This is a genomic window from Staphylococcus cohnii subsp. cohnii, from assembly GCF_002902365.1.
Lineage (GTDB): Bacteria > Bacillota > Bacilli > Staphylococcales > Staphylococcaceae > Staphylococcus > Staphylococcus cohnii.
On sequence record NZ_PPQC01000029.1, the window covers coordinates 1 to 20065 of the forward strand.

The window sequence follows — 20065 nt, forward strand, 5'->3', positions numbered from 1 at the left end:
GACTCCTTTTTGTTAAAATTATACTATAAATTCAACTTTGCAACAGAACCTTTTATGTTATATCTTTGCTTATTTTTATAGTATCAAGACAAGAAGAAACTCGTTTCACTCGTTTCAAAAACCCTTCTGATTTTTAGAGAAAAACTCTCTTATTTCATCGTCTTTAATAAAATAATATGCCATCTTTCCCTTTTTATAAAAATCAAGTACATCATTTTTATATAAAAGTCTTAAATGATGTGAAGTTGAAGCAACACTCATTTTCAATATCACAGAAATATCACAAACACACAACTCATCTTCTTTAATCAAAGATAATATAATTTTCAATTTCTTCTCATCACAAATCTTTTCTAAAATGTTAAGTAATTTCTTAGATTTATCATCTTCTAAAAAACTTAAAGCATTGTTAACTTTATCCTCATGTACACAGATCACATCACAAGCATTTTCATAGCTCATATAAAATCACACCCTAAATTAAAATATAAATCCTAAAATTGTTTGAATAGTGTCATTTTCTATAATGATAAATAAACCTAAAGCTATATAAATAACAGCCATAATCCAACGACCAAATTTCTCAACAATTTCTCCAACTCCTGGAATATTAGCTAATTTTTGTGCAGTAAATACCAAGACGAAAATTAAAATTAAAAAGACAAACAAAGTAATTAATAAATTAGTAACACTTAATGTCACAAAATAGGGAACAAATACACCAATATTATCAGCGCCACAACTTGCTATGGTAATAATTGCAATCGTACCAACTAGTTTAGACAACCCTTTTTCATTCAATTCTTTTTTAGCTCTCTCTTCTCCGTCACTATCACCATAAATAGCCACTTTAATTCCTAAATAAATCGGTATTAACCCTAATAATCCTAATATCCATTTTTCAGGAACATAATTTAAGACAAAGGCAAAGAATAAACTTATGACAATCAATGTCACAGATCCTACATATTGACCAATATAAATATCTCGATATTCTTTCCTAGTCTTTGCTCTAGCAAAGAACATTAATAAAATCACTAATAAGTCTAATGCTGTCACAATATAAAGAATAGCAGCAGTTACAATAGTCTGAATCATAATTACACCTCATTCAAAAATATTTTTGAATGTATTATAACTTATTTTTTTAAATAATCATAGGTGCTTTATTCCAATTGCTTTATTGACACCCCTTAACAAACCCAAAACTTGTCGAATGATCGACTTAATAGATCATGATGTGTCGACATTCGTCGATTTTATCTTAGTTTTAAGTAATTGTTGTTATAGCACAGATATAAAATTTAACTGAGGTTTAAGCTACTAGTTTTTTGCTAGTAGCTTTTTTATTTATATATCCAATATATCTATTTTGTATTTTAAGAGGATATTTAGACCAAACCTGAAAAAAAACAATAAAAACCTCGTAATCCTATAATGAAGGCTTACTCGTTAGGTACCTTGTTTGGCCTTACACCATCACCATGTACAACACCTATGATTATTGCTATGATCGCCTTCGCATCAATTACTGGGTCATTAGTTAAAAGTACCCTTTTGTTACTAGTATATGGGATCGGACATGGCACGCCCTTTTTGATCATTGGATGGTTGGCTAGGGTATTGAAGAATACCAGATGGATGGTAAGGTGGCAGAAACTCTTGAGTAAAGCAATTGGCGTTGGATTATTTCTTGTCGGTTTGTATTTCTTTTTTGAATAGCTATTAAAGAATCGGTTCTCTATATTACGAATGAACCGATTTTTTGTACATTTATATTTGGTTTTTGTGTTCCTAATTCCTCTAAAAATCCTCGTTTTAAACTATACTTTTTCATTTTCCTGTTTTTGTTGCCCCGTACGAGTTTTCAACCACATATCCAATATTATTAAAGCAACACCAGAAACTATGAAAACATCAGCGAGATTAAAGATAGGATAATCAATGAGCCGAAAATCAAGGCTATCTACTACTTCTCCTCTAATCAAGCGGTCAAAAAAGTTCCCTAATGCTCCACCTAGCAACAGTGATAAGGCAAAAGAGATTCGTCGGTTATTCCTTCCTTCTGTTTGTAAATAATAAATGATACCCAGTACAACAATTAACGTTACAATAATAAAAAACCAGCGTTGACCTTGCAAAATTCCAAATGTTGCTCCTTTATTTCGAAGAGAAATAATATGGAATACTCCTTCCCATAAAGGAATGGTTTGACCTATTTCCATCCATTTGACAATCGCAGATTTCCATAGTTGATCAATGATTAAAACGATGACTGCAATGATATAGTAGATCCTGATTCTCCTCCTCCAATATTCATTATTTTAAAGTATACTATGATATAACGAAAAAATGTATATTTTATTGTTGCAATAAAACGTTATATTATTTATATTAATATATATACAAACAATAATTTGAATGTTATTGTATACACTAATTACAGAGGAGGGGTTGTTTTGAGTATTACTTCCATAAATAAAAAAGAACATGATTTAGATGGTATAAAATCAAGGGGAAAAGATGCTTGTGAGACATTTATATTTGACCCGGAAAAGGTTGAGCGCCGTCAGCAGGAAGTCGGTCAAACGGATGGCTTATCACAATTGTTTAAAGTTTTTGCGGATGATACACGGTTGAAAATTGTTTATGCACTTACGCAAGAAGATGAAATGTGTGTCTGTGATGTAGCAACGATTATTGGTTCTACGAATGCTACTGCTTCACACCACCTACGTATGTTACGTAATATGGGGCTTGCCGAGTACCGTAAAAAAGGGAAGATGGTTTTTTATAGGCTAGTAAGTAATCATGTGCATCACCTTATGCAAGAAGCACTACAGTTGAAGGAAAAGAAGTAAATGTGATGAGTGTTGGGAAAAATTAGTTAAAATGTTACAAACAACTCAGTCCTCCGTTTTACATGATGGAATGCAGTTGCTCAAAAATAAATCATAAAAATTACCTAAGAAAAGACCATTAGATAAAAAATCATCTCAGGAGATTTAAGCCCTGGTATCCACTGAGACTTAAATCTTGTTTTTTCTCTGAATTGTACCCTGATGGTCCAAATTATTTGTGAAATGGAATGAATTAAAGTAAGGAGAGTTTGTAATGTTCTCATGGACTGTAGTATCTCTTGTGTTACTCACAAGTATAGCTAATCTTGTTGGAGGACTTATTGTCGTGAGAAAAGAATGGTCCCCCAAAGCTCTTACATATTTAATGGCTTTTAGTGCAGGTTTTCTTTTATCCATAGGTATTCTTGATCTAATGCCAGAAGGATTAGAAAATTCACCTGAAAATGGAATCTATATATTAATAGGATTTTTAGTATTATTTGCCTTTCAAAGAATCCTCACAACTCATTTTCATTTCGGCTATGAAACACATGAGGATAAACTCAGTAAAAAAACGGGCGGTTTAGGTGCCTTTATCGGAATGACCATTCATAGTTTCTTTGATGGGGTCTCCATTGTTGCGGGATTCGAAGTAAGCAGTGAATTAGGTTTCCTTGTGTTTGTTGCTGTATTACTTCATAAAATACCAGATGGCTTAACCATTTCTTCGATTGTTCTTGTAGTATTTAATGACAGGAAAAAGGCGTTTATTGCCTCTGCAGTACTGGCTTTGGCTACTATATTTGGAGGGGCTTTAGTATGGCTACTCAGTGACACAGAATTTGCAGCTGAAGTACTTGGCGATTCTTTTGCAAGAATTGCTTTGTCCTTTTCAGCAGGTGTTTTTCTATATGTTGCAGCAACGGACTTACTTCCAGTTGTTAATCAATCTAAAAATCGAAAAACTGGTCTTTACGTTTTGCTTGGTGTAGCCGTTTTCTATATAGCTTCTTGGATCATAGGAGTTGTTGGGTTGGAATGAAAATATTAAAGGAATAGCCTTGAATAATCAGTTGAGGAAATTAAACAGAAAAGTTGAGTTTAGTCTTAGCAAAAAAAGAAATAAAATACAATCAAATAATCATTTGACTATCTATATGTGTGGATATGTAATAGCAACAGAACATAACGTAATATTCAAATGAATATCATAATGAGAGGTGGCCAAGAATATAGGAATTCCACATGCATTGATTGATAAAAGATACATTGGTTAATTAAGAAGGAGGTTATTAAATATGAGTGAAGCAACGAAGCCATTAGAGGAGAAATATGTCTATCGTGTTGATGGATTTTCATGCGCAAACTGTGCAGGAAAGTTTGAAAGAAATGTTAAAAAAATTCCGAGTGTGGAGGATGCAAAAGTAAATTTTGGAGCATCTAAAATTTCCGTATACGGAGAAGCAACGATTGAAGAATTAGAAAAAGCAGGTGCTTTTGAGAATCTTAAAGTGGCCTCTGAAAAACCTGTACGGCAAGCTACACAAGAGATTAACCAGGAAAAAGAGGATGAAAAAGAAGAAAAAGTGCCATTCTATAAAAAGCACAGTACTTTACTCTATTCGACCTTATTGATTGTTTTCGGATATCTTTCAGTCTTTGTTAATGGGGATGAGAACATTGTTACTACATTATTATTTGTAGCATCGATGTTAATAGGAGGATTATCGCTTTTTAAAGTTGGTTTCCAAAACTTGTTACGCTTTGAATTTGACATGAAAACACTTATGACTGTTGCAGTTATAGGTGGTGCGATTATAGGAGAATGGGCAGAAGTTTCTGTTGTTGTCATACTCTTTGCAATTAGTGAAGCTCTAGAACGATTTTCTATGGATAAAGCGAGACAATCAATTCGATCATTAATGGATATTGCACCTAAAGAGGCACTTGTTAGACGAAAAGGTCAAGAAATGATGATTCATGTAGATGATATTGCAGTTGGAGATATTATGATTGTCAAACCTGGTCAAAAGATTGCCATGGACGGGATGGTTGTAAGTGGGTACTCTGCTGTTAATCAAGCTGCCATTACAGGTGAGTCAGTCCCTGTTGAAAAAGCGGTTGATGATGAAGTATTTGCAGGTACTCTAAATGAAGAAGGATTACTTGAAGTAGAAATAACTAAATTAGTAGAAGATACAACCATTTCAAAAATTATTCATCTTGTAGAGGAAGCACAGGGAGAACGAGCACCATCTCAAGCCTTTGTAGAAAAATTTGCGAAATATTATACTCCGATCATCATCATCATAGCTGCGTTAGTTGCTGTAGTTCCACCATTATTCTTTGGGGCTAGTTGGGAAACATGGGTTTATCAAGGTTTAGCTGTTTTAGTCGTTGGTTGTCCATGTGCGTTGGTTATTTCCACCCCGATTTCGATTGTTTCAGCAATTGGAAATGCAGCGAAAAAGGGTGTCCTAATAAAAGGTGGCGTTTATTTAGAAGAAATGGGTGCCTTAAAGGCCATTGCTTTCGATAAAACAGGTACTTTGACAAAAGGTGTCCCTGTTGTAACTGATTTCAATGTGTTGAACAAACAGGTAGATGAAAATGAAATGCTATCCATCATTACTGCATTAGAGTATCGTTCTCAGCACCCTCTTGCATCAGCAATCATGAAAAGAGCAGAAGAGGCGAATATTTCTTATTCAGATGTTGTGGTAGATGACTTCTCTTCCATTACAGGAAAAGGAATTAAGGGTACTGTAGACGGAACGACCTATTATATTGGAAGTCCAAAACTATTTAAGGAACTGTCAAACTCTAGTTTTGATAAGAATTTAGAGAAAAAAGTTGCAACTCTTCAAAATCAAGGGAAAACTGCTATGGTTGTTGGAACTGACAAAGAAATACTAGCTATTATTGCAGTAGCAGATGAAGTACGTGAATCAAGTAAAGAAGTCATTCAAAAACTACATCAACTTGGCATCAAAAATACAATTATGCTTACCGGTGATAATAAAGGTACTGCGAATGCCATTGGAAGTCATGTCGGAGTAAAAGAAGTTCAGGCTGAATTAATGCCTCAGGATAAATTGGATTATATTAAACAATTGAAATCGGAATACAACAACGTAGCTATGATTGGCGATGGTGTCAATGATGCACCTGCATTGGCAGCTTCCACTGTTGGAATTGCAATGGGTGGAGCTGGTACTGATACAGCATTAGAAACGGCAGACGTTGCACTAATGGGAGATGATTTAAGAAAACTTCCGTTTACGGTAAAACTAAGTCGAAAAGCGCTAAACATAATAAAAGCTAACATTACTTTTGCAATTGCTATTAAATTTATTGCCTTATTATTGGTTATTCCAGGTTGGTTAACACTCTGGATTGCGATTCTTTCAGATATGGGTGCAACTCTTCTTGTAGCGTTGAACAGTTTACGACTGATGAGAGTGAAGGATAAATAGGTAGAAAACAGAATAGTAAGGTCACGCTGTGCGCAATTCAAGGGGGGCTTTTCAATTTGAAGAAAAGTCCTACCCCTAAAATATAAAATATTGGAGATGGAAAAATGACCGCAACGATACTTACAGCAGCTGCGGTATATGTAGCAACAGGAATTGATTATCTCGTTATATTAATTCTTTTGTTTTCGCAAGTAAAAAAAGGTCAGGTGAAACATATTTGGATAGGACAATATATAGGGACTGCAATTGTTATAGGAGCAAGTCTTTTAGTTGCACAGGGGGTTGTAAATTTAATTCCTCAGCAATGGGTTATCGGACTACTTGGGCTTTTACCACTTTACTTAGGTGTGAAAATGTGGATTAAAGGAGAAGAGGATGAAGATGAAAGTAGTATTTTATCTTTATTCTCCTCTGGAAAATTTAATCAGTTATTTTTGACGATGACTTTCATCGTATTAGCTTCCAGTGCGGATGACTTTTCGATTTATATACCGTACTTCACGACCTTAAATATGTCTGAAATCTTTATTGCTGTTATTGTCTTTATGATTACGGTTGCTGTTTTATGTTATGTCAGCTATCGCTTAGCTTCCTTAGATTTTGTATCAGAAAAAATTGAGAAATATGAACGTTGGATTGTACCTATTGTATTCATTGGGTTAGGGATTTATATATTGTTTGAAAATGGTACATTTAACGCTTTATTCTCATTTCTTTAACAATCGGAACGCTTTCTCTAATAAGAATCAGCGCTCGTTTGACATATAAGACCGCCTTTTGGGAGTCACGATAGAAGTCCAATTTCTTAATTTTAGAACTGAGAAATTGGACTTCTATATACCTCCTGACTCTAACCTTATTAACTTGTAATGCAAAATAACGATTAAAATAGGTGCAAAATAACTCCTAAAGTGACAAGCTAAGCATATCAATACATATATAATGTCTATTTAGGGTCTACCCTAATCGAACCATTATCGATGCTAGCAAAACAGTATTTCTGTATGTATGATTAGAGTACTAAAAATGTTCGTTTTTGACACAAAACCTCTTAACTATAAATTAGGAGGTTTTTCTTGGATATTTAAGTCTATAAACTTGTGTTATAATCAATGTATCATAAATACCAAAAAATATGAGTTTTCAGACGATGAGAGCCGCGTTTATTTGCATCGAGAACTAGATTTCATTAGTAAGTACTCATAAAACGATTAAAAGAGGTGGTATTCAAATGGCTAAAATTGGTTATGCACGTGTATCAACACAAGATCAAAGTCTTGATGGACAGATTGATACACTTGAGGAATATGGTTGTGAACGTATCTTTAGCGAGAAAGCGAGTGGTCGCAAAACGAAACGAACGGAACTTGATAAATGCTTAGATTATTTACGTGAAGGCGATATTTTAGTTATCTATAAACTAGATCGTCTTGGCCGAACAACCAAGCAATTAATTGAGTTATCTCAATGGTTAGATGATAATAGTATTGATTTACATATTATAGATATGAACGTATCAACCAAAGATGCGATGGGCAAGATGTTCTTTACTATGATGAGTGCATTTGCTGAACTTGAAGCTAACTTATTAAGCGAACGTACGAAAAAAGGATTAGAAGCAGCAAGAGCTAGAGGGAAAAAAGGTGGAAGACCATCATTACCAGATCATAAAAAAAGAGAGATTAAATTCTTATATGATGAACAAAAACTTACTGGAGAAGAAATTGCTAAACAAACAGGTGTAAGTCGTTCTACAGTATATAGGATGCTTAAAGATTAAACTCTATGAAAAAATATATTACTTAAGGCTCTTATAGGTGTATCTAAATCATTTTATGAACATTGATTTTATGTTGAGTTTTTGAACATATTATATACTGATATTCATAGATTTTGGATTATGAAGAAAGAGTGTACAGAAAACAGTTATTTTCTGTACACTCTTAAATTATTTTAATGATTCTGGAAAATCTTGATAGCCTTCTCTAATATTTACGACATTTTCAAATCCTTTGTTTTCTAAGATACCCACGGCGATTGAACTTCTAACACCTGACTGACAATGTACGTATATTTTATCCTCTTTATTAAATGGAATATTTTCATTTAATAATTTACCATGCGGAATATTGACTGCTTGATCTAAGTGCCCATTATTCCACTCTTCTTCATTACGTACGTCAAGTATATATTCTTCTTTACCAGTCATATCAACGCTATGGATGGATTGGGTTAAAATTTCTGATTTTGGTAAACGATAACCTGCTACATTATCAAAGCCAATTAATTGTAAAGTATGCGCTGCTTGTTCAACGGTAGATTTATCACCAATTAAATCTATACTATTTTCATAGTCTAAATACCAACCGATTTGGTTAATAAAGTTTTTGTTGTAAGGAATATTGATTGTCCCTTTAGTATGACCACCATGAAAGGCTTCTTTGCTACGAAGATCAAATGCTATTCTTTCATTGCTTAAAATAGGATAAACATTGTATGGTTGATATAATTCCATACCAAATTGGTTAATTTTTTTCATTTGTGTAAAATGATGGGGTGGCGCTGGTTGATTTGATGTTAATGTTTCAATGAATTTAATTTCATCAGTTTCACTAAATGCCCAGTTATTTATTTTTTCATAACCTAGCGTAGACATTGGTATGGCACCTAATGCTTTACCACAAGGACTTCCAGCACCGTGGCCTGGCCAAATTTGAATATAATCTGGTAAATCTTTAACACTTTCTATAGATTGATACATTTGTTTCGCACTAACTTCTGTAGAACCTTCGACTTGAACTGATTTTTCTAGTAAATCGGGTCTACCGATATCACCAACAAAAATAAAGTCACCACTAAATAAACCCATTGGAACACTTGAGCCGCCACCTTCATCCGTGAGTAAGAAACTAATACTCTCTGGGGTATGACCAGGTGTATGCAATACTTCTAATTTAATGTTACCTACATGAATAATATCTTGATGTTTAACAAAATGTGTTTGTTCTGGCATATTACGATAACTTAATTCATCGTCACCTTCGCCAGATACATATACGTTTGCATTTAATTGTTCTGCCACATCTCTAATGCCTGAAGCAAAATCAGCGTGGATATGGGTTTCTGCAGCTTGTGTAATTGTAAAACCTTCGCTATCTGCAACTTCCATATATTTTGTTAAGTCACGTACAGGGTCAATTATTATTGCCTCTCCTGTGCGTTGACAGCCAACTAAATAAGATGCTTGAGATAAATTGTTATCGTAAAATTGTTTAAAAAACATATAAAGAACTCCTTATTTTAATAGATTTAATTAAATAAATAAATTATGACTCGCGTTTTCAGTATCACCTATATAAGTGCCTACACCGCCGTACTCAACTTCGTCTCTTAATTCTTCTTTCTTAATGCCCATGACATCCATGCTCATCGTACATGCGATTAATTTGATATCTTGGTCGATTGCTTGGTCGATAAGTGATGGTAATGAATCAACATTTTTCTTTTTCATTACGTAGCGCATCATGATATTACCTAAACCGAACATATTCATTTTAGAGAGTGGCATTTTCAAGGGTGTTTTTGGCAACATAAAATCAAACATTTTTGCGATACCTTTCTTTTTAACATTAGCTGTTTGCGCTTTTTTCAACGCGTTAAGTCCCCAGAAAGTGAAAAAGATGGTTACATCTCTTCCTGCAGCTTTAGCACCATTCGCAATAATCATTGCTGCCACTGCTTTATCTAATTCTCCACTAAATAGTACAATTGTAGTGCCTTTAGACGTATGACTCACTTCTAAATCTTTGGGTTGTTCTTTTTGAATAATCGCTTTAATTTCATTGTCACCCCCATCAAGTTTTACTAATGTGTGTCCCGTTTGTTTCGCCCAGCTTTTAATATCACTTGCGAATCCTGGATCTGTGACTGTAACCTCAATTTGGTCACCTTCTTGAATATTTTTTACTTCTTTACTGATATTTACAATAGGGCCTGGACATTGAAGACCACTATAGTTTAATTGTTTACGCTCTGCTTTAATTTCTACATTTGTGTTTTCTTCTTTTGTATCATCGCTGACGTTTTTTTCTTCATAAGCTTTATAGCCGCCGTCTAAATTTACAACGTCATAACCTTGTTCAGCTAAATATTTACTAGCTTTAGCACTTCTGTTACCACTTTTACAGTGTACATAATAGGTTTTATTTTTGTCTTTATTGAACGACTCAATCTCATCTACAGGATGCAGTGTGGAACCATTGATGTGCCCCAATTCATATTCTTCTTGTGTTCTTACATCAATCAATTGACCTTGAGAAGTTAATTTTTCTAATTCTGATTTACTTAAATCATTAATATGTTTTTCATTATATTGTTTCATAATAACCTCCTGTTAAATACCTATAAGGGTATGTTAAAAGATATAACTCTTTTTGTCAAATACCCCCGCACGTATTTGACAAACTTGTTTTAATTTATTATTATGACTGTATTCAATTAAAAGTGGAGGAAATTACTATGAATTATGATAAAAACATGATCAATCGTATTAATAGAGTACAAGGGCAATTAAATGGCGTTGTAAAAATGATGGAAGAAGAAAAGCATTGTAAAGATGTGATTACGCAACTTAGTGCTTCAAAAAGTTCATTACAAAGATTAATGGGGATTATTATTAGCGAAAATTTAATTGAATGCGTCAATTCAGCTGATGACAACAATGAAGATTCACAAGAAATCATTAATGAAGCTGTTAACTTATTGGTGAAAAGTAAATAATGGATATTATAAATATTATCATTATGTTGCTCATCGGAGTGTTCGGAGGATTTATATCTGGTCTAGTAGGTATAGGTGGCGCTATTATTATTTACCCAGCCATTTTATTGTTACCGCCACTATTTGGGGCTCCTGCATATAGCGCGTATATCGCATCAGGACTTACTTCTAGCCAAGTCTTTTTCAGTACCTTAAGTGGCTCTTTGAAAGCAAGAAAAAAACCAGAATTCTCACCCCAGTTGGTCCTTTATATGGGAGGAGGTATGATTATAGGGAGCATGTTAGGGGCTTTGCTAGCAAATTTATTTGATGCTACATTTGTAAATATGGTGTATATTATCATTGCTTTACTTGCATTAATATTAATGTTTATTAACGTAAAACCTAGTTCAGACCAATCTTCCTTTAATAAGCCTTTATTGGTTATTGTGGGTCTTTTCGTTGGCATCATTTCGGGTATAGTTGGAGCAGGCGGCGCCTTTATTATTATTCCTATATTATTAGTTTTATTCAAATTACCAATGAATACGGTGGTTGCTAATAGTATAGTAATTGCTTTTATATCTTCAATTGGCGCCTTTATCATTAAACTTATACAAGGTTACATTCCTTTAGAAGATGCGTTATTTTTAATAATAGGGAGTATTATTTTCGCTCCGTTAGGTTTAAAATTAGGTAAAAAAGTCCCTAGTTTTGTACAAAAGTGGATCATCAGTATTTTAATTATTATTGCGATTATTCAAATTGTTTTATAAATAAGAAAGAGAAGTACAACTAATATTTGTACTTCTCTTTCTTATTTATAAAGTTAAAAAATTCTCATATAGCAAGTAAATTGACATGCTACATTCGTTTGTATGATTAGCGTGTATAAGAAAGGGTGTTAAAAATGATAGTTGGATATGCAAGAGTTTCTACCGTTGATCAAAATTTGGATAGACAAATTGAAAATTTGCAATCTTTTGGTGCTGAGAAAATCTTCACTGAAAAACAATCAGGGAAATCTATAGAAAATCGACCTGTATTTCAAGAAGTATTAAATTTTTTAAGAATGGGAGATCGTTTAATTATTGAGTCTATTGATAGACTAGGAAGAAATTACGATGAAATAATCCAAACAGTTAATTATTTAAAAGATAAAGAAGTTCAATTAATGATAACGAGTTTACCCATGATGAATGAAGTGATTGGTAATCCATTACTAGATAAGTTTATGAAAGATTTAATCATTCAAATATTGGCAATGATTTCAGAACAAGAAAGAAATGAAAGTAAACGTCGACAAGCTCAAGGTATTAAAGTAGTCAAAGAAAAAGGTATTTATAAAGGAAGACCTGTTCTGTATTCTCCCGATGCTAAAGACCCTCAAAAAAGACTTGTTTATTATCGTATTGTTGAACTACTGAATAAAGAAATGTCAATTAGTAAGATAGCTAAAAAAGTCGGTATAACAAGGCAAACTATATACAGAATTAAAAAAGAAAGAAAATATTAAGAGAAGTACATTTGATATTAAAATCCTGCGCAGTTTCTATGGAGTTCAGCAATTATCGGTTTATTTACTAAATAGAATGGGAATTAATTTAAGAGATTTAGATTTCATTGGAGGTGTATCAAATGACTGATAAACAATATTACAATCTGGTTCAAACGCTACATGAATGTATGGAAGCGTGTAATCATTGTTACGATGCCTGTTTGAAGGAAAAAGACATGACAATGATGGCAGAGTGCATCCGTCTGGATCGTGAATGCGCAGACATCTGTGCATTTTTAGAACAATCGCTAACAAGAAATTCACCATTTGCTTCTGATTTGGCGACAATATGCGCCAAAGTATGCGGAGCATGTGGTAATGAATGTCAGAAGCATAACCATGACCATTGTCAAAATTGTGCAGAGACGTGCTTTAAATGTGTAGAAGCTTGTAAAGAAATCGCGTAAACAAAACCAAATAATATAAGGAGTGGCACATTGGAGATAAAGCCCCCATGTGCCACGTTTTTATTTCTTGCAACTAAAGAAACGAATATAAAATAAGTATGTGCCTGGAAACACAGCAATTTAACCCAGCAATATGAATATACCTCTTGGACGTCGGTTTACCACAGTCATAATGATAATCAGGATATCAAGTATAAAACCAGCGCCTTTGCCTAGTTTGCTCTCAACTTCAATATTCCCCCATGCAATGCCACAATTTCTTTGGCGATGGACAAACCAAGACTAAAGTTTCTATTTAAATGGCTATCAAATTTTCTGAACGCTGAAAAATAAAAAATACTAAATAATATATACGTCCAGGGGGTATATGTTATACTCACATTATCTTATTACTATCTCTAAAAATATAAAATTAGGAGGTTTTATTTTGCCGAATAATGAAAAACATCAAAATCATGAGAATCATAGCCATCAAGAACATGAGAATCACGCTAGTCATGGCGATCATGCACATCATCATCATGGGAATTTTAAAAGTAAATTCTTTATTTCTTTGATTTTTGCGATACCGATTATTATTTTATCACCCATGATGGGGGTTAAATTACCGTTTCAATTTTCATTTACAGGGTCAGATTGGATTGTATTAATTCTTGCTACTATTTTATTCTTTTATGGAGGAAAGCCATTTTTATCAGGGGCTAAAGATGAAATTTCAACTAAAAAACCTGGAATGATGACGCTTGTTGCTCTAGGTATTTCAGTTGCTTATATTTATAGTTTATACGCCTTTTATATGAATAATTTCAGTGGTTCATCCACACATACAATGGACTTTTTCTGGGAATTAGCGACTTTAATTTTAATCATGTTATTAGGTCATTGGATTGAAATGAACGCAGTAGGTAATGCAGGCAATGCACTGAAGAAAATGGCAGAACTTTTACCTAATACTGCAGTGAAGCTGATTGATAAAAATCAACGAGAAGAAGTTAAAATATCAGATATTCATATTGACGATATTGTGGAAGTCAGAGCAGGCGAAAGTATACCCACAGACGGAATCATTGTTCAAGGAGAAACATCAATTGACGAATCATTAGTTACTGGCGAATCAAAAAAAGTTCATAAAACTCATAATGATGATGTTATTGGAGGTTCAATTAATGGTTCAGGTACAGTACAAGTTAAAGTGACAGCTACGGGTGAAAATGGCTACCTATCTCAAGTTATGGGTCTTGTTAATCAAGCTCAAAACGATAAGTCAAAAGCTGAACTCCTCTCTGATAAAGTCGCAGGTTATTTGTTTTACTTTGCAGTAAGTATTGGCCTGATTTCATTTATTGTATGGATGCTTATTCAAAACAACGTCGATTTCGCACTTGAACGGCTAGTAACCGTATTAGTCATTGCTTGTCCACATGCATTAGGCTTGGCAATACCTTTAGTTACAGCACGTTCTACCTCTATAGGCGCACATAATGGTTTAATCATTAAAAACAGAGAATCTGTAGAAATCGCACAACACATTGATTACATCATGATGGATAAAACTGGGACACTAACTGAAGGTAACTTTTCAGTGAATCACTATGAAAGTTTTACAGACGAGTTAAATAATGAAGAAATATTGAGTCTATTTGCTTCATTAGAAAGTAATTCTAATCATCCACTTGCCACTGGTATTGTTGATTTTGCTAAAGGCAAAAATATTTCATATGCTACTCCTCAAGAAGTTAATAATATTCCAGGTGTAGGCTTAGAAGGCACAGTTGATAATAAAAAACTCAAAATAGTGAATGTTTCTTATCTCGATAAAAGCAATTTTGATTATAATAAAGAACAATTTACGAATCTCGCTCAACAAGGGAATTCTATTAGTTATCTAATTCATGACCGACAAGTTATTGGTATTATTGCACAAGGCGATAAAATTAAAGAAAGTTCAAAACAAATGGTTTCGGATTTATTATCGAGAAACATTACGCCAGTCATGCTTACAGGCGATAATAAAGAAGTGGCACAAACAGTGGCTGAAGAATTAGGTATTAGTGATGTCCACGCGCAATTGATGCCCGAAGATAAAGAAAGTATTATCCAAGATTATCAAAGCAATGGTAGCAAAATCATGATGGTTGGTGATGGTATCAATGATGCGCCAAGCCTTATTAGAGCAGATATTGGTATGGCAATTGGCGCAGGGACAGATGTAGCTGTTGAATCGGGGGATGTCATACTCGTTAAAAGTAATCCTTCTGATATCATCAATTTTTTGTCCCTTTCAAAAAATACGATGAAAAAAATGGTTCAAAATTTATGGTGGGGCGCAGGATATAACGTGATTGCAGTTCCTCTTGCAGCTGGTATATTAGCTTCTATTGGTTTAATATTATCACCTGCTGTGGGTGCAATACTTATGTCTTTAAGTACGATCATCGTAGCAATTAATGCATTTACATTAAAATTAAAATAAAAGAGGTAAATATAATGTATAAAAAAATGTTCACAATTTTAATTACGTTATTTTCTATAATGTTTATGGTTCCTAATGATACTTTTGCAGAAGGTAAGCACAACATGATGGACATGAAAGAAAATGATCAAAAGCGAAGTGATATGATGGATATGAAAAATCATGACGAAAGAAAAAATTTGAATTCTTCACAAGGAAAAAATGAAATAACATTTCCCAAAGTTTTAGAGCCTAAAAAAGATAACAATGGTTATAAAAGTTATACATTAAAAGCGCAGAAAGGAAAGACAGAATTTTACAAAGGTAATTTCTCTAACACTTTAGGATACAATGGAAATTTACTTGGGCCAACTTTAAAATTAAAAAAAGGAGATAAGGTTAAAATTAAGTTAGTCAACAACTTAGATGAAAATACAACATTTCATTGGCATGGGTTAGAAATAGATGGAAAAGTGGATGGAGGCCCTTCTCAAGTTATAAAACCAGGAAAAGAAAAAACAATAAAATTTGAGGTTAAACAAGAGGCTGCTACATTATGGTATCATCCCCACCCCTCCCCAAATACAGCTAAACAAGTTTATAATGGTTTATCAGGGTTATTATATATAGAGGATGACAAAAAGAATAATTATCCTAGCAATTATGGGAAAAATGATTTGCCTATAATAATCCAAGATAAAACATTTGTATCTAAAAAATTAAATTATACAAAAACGAAAGATGAAGATGGTACTCAAGGTGATACAGTCCTTGTGAATGGGAAAGTAGATCCTAAATTAACAACAAAAGAAGGAAAAATACGTTTGAGACTTTTAAATGGCTCCAATGCTCGGGATTTAAATCTTAAGCTAAGTAATAATCAAAGTTTTGAATACATTGCTTCAGAAGGCGGCCATTTAGAAAAGACTAAAAAGTTAAAAGAAATTAATTTAGCTCCTTCAGCAAGAAAAGAAATAGTAATAGATTTATCTAAAATGAAAGAAGAAAAAGTCAATCTTGTTGATAATGATGAAACAGTAATTTTACCAATTATTAACAAAGAAAAAAGTACTAACAAAGACACTACTCCAAAAGTAGATAAAAAAATCAAATTAGAAGGTATGGACGATAATGTTACTATTAATGGCAAAAAATTCGATCCTAACAGAATAGATTTCACACAAAAGGTAAACCGTAAAGAAACTTGGGAAATTGAAAACGTCAAAGATAAAATGGGTGGTATGAAGCACCCGTTCCATATCCACGGAACGCAATTTAAAGTTTTATCAGTGGATGGGAAGAAACCTCCAGAAGATATGAGAGGCAAAAAAGACGTTATATCTCTGGAACCTGGACAAAAAGCCAAAATAGAAGTGGTTTTTAAAAATACTGGGACATACATGTTCCATTGTCACATACTTGAGCATGAAGATAATGGAATGATGGGACAAATAAAAGTAACAAAATAATTTATAAGGATAATTCAATATGATGAAAAAATTGAGCTCAATTATAGTAGCTTCAGGATTAGTATTATCAGCTTGTTCAACTGGTAACGAAGAAGAAGAAAATTCTAAAGATCAAAAACAAGAAAAACATATGAATCATAAGAGTGAAAGTAAAGCCCCAGATAATATGAAAAGTACAGATGACAGTAAATATAAAAAGGACGATAAAATAACAATTACAGCTGATCATATGCCTGGTATGAAAAATGCCAAAGGTACTGTGAAAGGTGCTTATAAAACGTATGCTTATGTCGTGAGTTACACACCTACAAATGGTGATGAAAAAGTTAATAATCACAAATGGGTCGTTAATGAGGAAGTTGCAGATGCCCCTGAAAATGGATTCAAGAAAGGTGATACAGTTAAATTAGAAGCTGACCATATGCCTGGTATGAAAGGTGCAGAAGCTCAAATTGATGATGTAGAAAAAACAACCGTTTATATGGTGGATTATAAATCAACAGAAAACGATGAGATGGTTAAAAATCATAAATGGATGACAACTGACGAACTAAAATCTCGTTAATGTCTATCATTTTAAAGCTTTAAAGTATTTAGTTAGTTATTCACAAATGCAATGAGAATCCCCTTTGTTAAATAGACAAGTAAACAAATAAAATTTATGGCCACTCTCATATCCACAATAATGAGAGTGGCCATTTGTTTAGAAAAATTAAATGATTTTAATGAAAATGAGGGGATCTTTTATAATTTATCAATGGAATTTCGAAAAATATAAAAAATGGAATAGTGAATGTATTGAGCTTTATCATTTATCAAGAAAAGTTATTCTAAATTAGCAGGTAAAGTCACAATTGTTATAATTTCAACAATTCTTTTTGTATGTTTAGGGTGTACCCAAAAATAACATGTTATGAACTAATATTTCTTAGTATATTGGCTCCTCTTTTCTATCAATTAACTGGATATACTAAAATATCTTTATCTAATAAACGAGAAAAGACTAGCGTTAAAATATCAAATTTCCTGATTGGTTGAACTTAATATTATTAAGGGAGGCAGTATCATCGTTAAATAGATGAATTGGAACAATCATATGTTTTTGCTATAATTATTAAATACAGAAGTTTCATCTCCTTCTTATAGAATTAACTCCTTACAACTTTAAGGTTAAATTAGTAATAGCTCTTAATAAGCTCAATAAGACTTATTAAGAGCTTTTGTTGTTTATTTAAAAAGTATTACTTTCTCCCATAAAGTAACTGATTTAATTTTTATATATGATATTATATAAATAAATGCTCTCCATTAGAATATGGAGAGCATTTCATTACTTATAGGGAATAATTAAAATTTGATTTTTTTATAAATAAAACAATATTAGCAATTAGCATGAAATAAAAGTAATTACATATATGCAGTTACCCACTGTGAAGGGCCAACTTCATTATATAATTTTTGAGCAGCCGCATCTTGGACATGTTCAGGTGCTGAAGCTGGTGAAACACCTACATATTCTGCTGGGGCTACTGAATCCCAAGTTGTTTGTAAGAATTGATATTTACCTGCTGCTCCTGAAGAAGGGTTGATGGCTGTGATATCGCCACCTGATTCGCGTTGAGCAATTAGTTTCAAGTGATCGTTTACTTCTACTGATGAACCACTTGAAGCTTCATTTGAGTTTTGTGATGATTGTGTTGAAATATTTGTAGTTGCTTGTTGTTGGGGCTGTTGAGTTTCTTTAGTTTGTGGTGCTTGTTGTTGTACTGGTTGTTCACTTTTTGAAACTTCTTGTTGTCCATCATTGTTTATTTCAGCAGTTGTATTATTGTAACCATTATAGCTCCAACTAAAATTTACACCATCTGATTCAAAATGATATGAAACTCCATTTTGAATGAAATCATAATTATATGACCCTTTTTGTATTGGAGATTCATTTAATTGCTCTGGGTTATTTTGAACTAAATTTACTAATTTAGCTTGGTCTACATTTTGTTCAGATGCATCAGCTGAATTATCTGCTGCAAATCCTGTTATACCTAAACTTACTGCTAATGTTGAAGTAAGAATTGTTTTTTTCATTATTTAATTCCTCCTAAAGGTTAACTTTTTAATTTATTAATTTCACCACAATTACGTATCCCACTCTAACATTTTTTAAACTATTTTAGGTTACAATGAAGTTAAAAAGTATTATCATTTTTTTACATTTAAAGAAGATGTATGAGCTATTTGCCCCGAATATTTAGATTACATAAATATAAACCATTTTCCCCAAAATATCCTTGTAGATATAATTACTAAAAAATATTAATTTAGGAAATAATAATGAGATTTCAATTTAGAAAAAAATGTATTTATACTTCAGTTAGTTCATTATCACTTTTGCGTTCCTATTCAATATATTGTTACAATAAATCTAAAGAATATTATATGCATATATACACCAATCCACTCACTATTTGCGATAGTGAGTGGATTTTTTAATGTGGCTTAAAGTCGCCTTCTATTTATTGCGTTTATTACTAAGTAACTAAAACAATATAACCAATAATATTCTAATCTTCATAAGACACCTAGGATTTCATCTTAATTTAATTTATAATAATTTGTATATTCTACAAGGGAATTCATTACTTTTTGTATTGTAATACTTAAAATGGGAGGTTTTTATTTTGGAAAATAAACAAAATAATGCTAATGGGAAGAAACTGTCTTCTGTTTTTACCTATAGTATTATTATTACCGCAATCGTTGTATTGTTAGGTGCAATATTTCCAACGCAGTTTAATGAAATAGGGACAAATATTACTGGTTGGATTACTGAATACTTTGGTTGGTATTATATGATTATTGTAGCACTCATGATATTCTTCTGTGTCTTCTTGATCTTTAGTCCAATTGGAAAATTAAAATTGGGTCAACCAGAAGATAAACCAGAATTTAATACAATTTCATGGTTTGCGATGTTATTTAGCGCTGGAATGGGAATTGGTTTAGTATTCTGGGGAGCAGCTGAACCGATTAGTCATTTTGTTTCACCACCCTCAGGTGATCCTCAATCAGCAACTGCCTATAAAGAAGCTTTAAGAGGTGCATTTA

At 32.7% G+C, this 20065-nt stretch carries 20 protein-coding genes; 14 read left to right on the forward strand and 6 right to left on the reverse strand.

All coding sequences use genetic code 11. From position 1 onward, the window contains the following. Window positions 1–114: 114 nt before the first annotated feature. Entirely contained in the window at window positions 115–462 is a 348-nt protein-coding gene (locus tag CD032_RS05605) for an ArsR/SmtB family transcription factor (protein ID WP_061815578.1), read from the reverse strand. An 18-nt stretch (window positions 463–480) separates the two neighbouring features. After that, complete coding sequence (locus CD032_RS05610) at window positions 481–1098, reverse strand: CadD family cadmium resistance transporter (RefSeq protein WP_002454671.1); 618 nt, start codon at window positions 1096–1098, stop codon at window positions 481–483. 399 nt (window positions 1099–1497) lie between these two features. Between CD032_RS05610 and CD032_RS13615 the strand changes: the two genes are divergently transcribed. Further along, complete coding sequence (locus CD032_RS13615) at window positions 1498–1722, forward strand: sulfite exporter TauE/SafE family protein (RefSeq protein ID WP_438829911.1); 225 nt, start codon at window positions 1498–1500, stop codon at window positions 1720–1722. 101 nt (window positions 1723–1823) lie between these two features. Here the strand turns inward: CD032_RS13615 and lspA are convergent, their stop codons facing one another. Beyond that, entirely contained in the window at window positions 1824–2300 is a 477-nt protein-coding gene (lspA, locus tag CD032_RS05620) for a signal peptidase II (RefSeq protein ID WP_172459306.1), read from the reverse strand. A 159-nt stretch (window positions 2301–2459) separates the two neighbouring features. Between lspA and CD032_RS05625 the strand changes: the two genes are divergently transcribed. The 5 genes from CD032_RS05625 to CD032_RS05645 all read left to right on the forward strand — a co-directional run bounded on the left by CD032_RS05625 (window position 2460) and on the right by CD032_RS05645 (window position 8096). Further along, on the forward strand, window positions 2460–2861 hold the full coding sequence (locus CD032_RS05625) for an ArsR/SmtB family transcription factor (RefSeq protein ID WP_002454665.1): 402 nt from the start codon (window positions 2460–2462) through the stop codon (window positions 2859–2861). Window positions 2862–3114: 253 nt separating this feature from the next. Then, window positions 3115–3882: a ZIP family metal transporter gene (locus CD032_RS05630; protein WP_103211255.1), complete on the forward strand. Its 768-nt coding sequence runs from the start codon at window positions 3115–3117 to the stop codon at window positions 3880–3882. A 256-nt stretch (window positions 3883–4138) separates the two neighbouring features. Then, window positions 4139–6316 (forward strand): heavy metal translocating P-type ATPase, encoded by a 2178-nt coding sequence (locus tag CD032_RS05635; protein WP_103211256.1) that lies wholly within the window; start codon window positions 4139–4141, stop codon window positions 6314–6316. Between the two features lie 104 nt (window positions 6317–6420). Then, the gene (locus tag CD032_RS05640) at window positions 6421–7035 is read left to right on the forward strand and encodes a CadD family cadmium resistance transporter (RefSeq protein WP_011304076.1); all 615 of its coding nucleotides are present in this window, start codon (window positions 6421–6423) and stop codon (window positions 7033–7035) included. Window positions 7036–7547: 512 nt separating this feature from the next. After that, window positions 7548–8096, forward strand: a complete 549-nt coding sequence (locus CD032_RS05645) for a recombinase family protein (RefSeq protein ID WP_103211257.1) — start codon at window positions 7548–7550, stop codon at window positions 8094–8096. Between the two features lie 168 nt (window positions 8097–8264). Here the strand turns inward: CD032_RS05645 and cstB are convergent, their stop codons facing one another. Together cstB and cstA are read right to left on the reverse strand one after the other, a co-directional pair. Beyond that, on the reverse strand, window positions 8265–9599 hold the full coding sequence (gene cstB / locus CD032_RS05650) for a persulfide dioxygenase-sulfurtransferase CstB (RefSeq protein WP_103211258.1): 1335 nt from the start codon (window positions 9597–9599) through the stop codon (window positions 8265–8267). A 30-nt stretch (window positions 9600–9629) separates the two neighbouring features. After that, window positions 9630–10697 carry a persulfide response sulfurtransferase CstA gene (cstA, locus tag CD032_RS05655; RefSeq protein ID WP_012816716.1) on the reverse strand — a complete coding sequence of 356 codons (1068 nt, stop codon included), beginning with the start codon at window positions 10695–10697 and terminating at the stop codon, window positions 9630–9632. 137 nt (window positions 10698–10834) lie between these two features. Between cstA and cstR the strand changes: the two genes are divergently transcribed. From cstR to CD032_RS05690, 7 genes are all read left to right on the forward strand, one after another. Next, window positions 10835–11095, forward strand: a complete 261-nt coding sequence (gene cstR, locus CD032_RS05660) for a persulfide-sensing transcriptional repressor CstR (RefSeq protein ID WP_031863946.1) — start codon at window positions 10835–10837, stop codon at window positions 11093–11095. Continuing rightward, window positions 11095–11850: a sulfite exporter TauE/SafE family protein gene (locus CD032_RS05665; protein ID WP_031863945.1), complete on the forward strand. Its 756-nt coding sequence runs from the start codon at window positions 11095–11097 to the stop codon at window positions 11848–11850. Before cstR ends, CD032_RS05665 begins: the two co-directional genes overlap by 1 nt. Window positions 11851–11984: 134 nt before the next feature. After that, window positions 11985–12590, forward strand: a complete 606-nt coding sequence (locus tag CD032_RS05670; RefSeq protein WP_031917995.1) for a recombinase family protein — start codon at window positions 11985–11987, stop codon at window positions 12588–12590. Window positions 12591–12712: 122 nt separating this feature from the next. Continuing rightward, window positions 12713–13039, forward strand: a complete 327-nt coding sequence (locus CD032_RS05675; RefSeq protein WP_031917994.1) for a four-helix bundle copper-binding protein — start codon at window positions 12713–12715, stop codon at window positions 13037–13039. Window positions 13040–13466: 427 nt separating this feature from the next. After that, window positions 13467–15512, forward strand: coding sequence for a copper-translocating P-type ATPase CopB (gene copB, locus CD032_RS05680; RefSeq protein WP_103211259.1), 2046 nt, complete (start codon window positions 13467–13469; stop codon window positions 15510–15512). A gap of 14 nt (window positions 15513–15526) precedes the next feature. Continuing rightward, a complete protein-coding gene (gene mco / locus CD032_RS05685; protein ID WP_031885502.1) occupies window positions 15527–16960 on the forward strand; it encodes a multi-copper oxidase Mco in 1434 nt (477 codons plus the stop codon). Window positions 16961–16979: 19 nt separating this feature from the next. Continuing rightward, on the forward strand, window positions 16980–17525 hold the full coding sequence (locus CD032_RS05690; protein ID WP_002510756.1) for a YdhK family protein: 546 nt from the start codon (window positions 16980–16982) through the stop codon (window positions 17523–17525). A gap of 842 nt (window positions 17526–18367) precedes the next feature. Here the strand turns inward: CD032_RS05690 and CD032_RS05695 are convergent. Beyond that, window positions 18368–19045, reverse strand: coding sequence for a transglycosylase family protein (locus tag CD032_RS05695; RefSeq protein ID WP_053025666.1), 678 nt, complete (start codon window positions 19043–19045; stop codon window positions 18368–18370). A gap of 590 nt (window positions 19046–19635) precedes the next feature. Here CD032_RS05695 and CD032_RS05700 point away from each other — a divergent pair. Continuing rightward, window positions 19636–20065, forward strand: a 430-nt coding sequence (locus CD032_RS05700) for a BCCT family transporter (RefSeq protein WP_180991845.1), incomplete at its 3' end; no start/stop codon positions are given.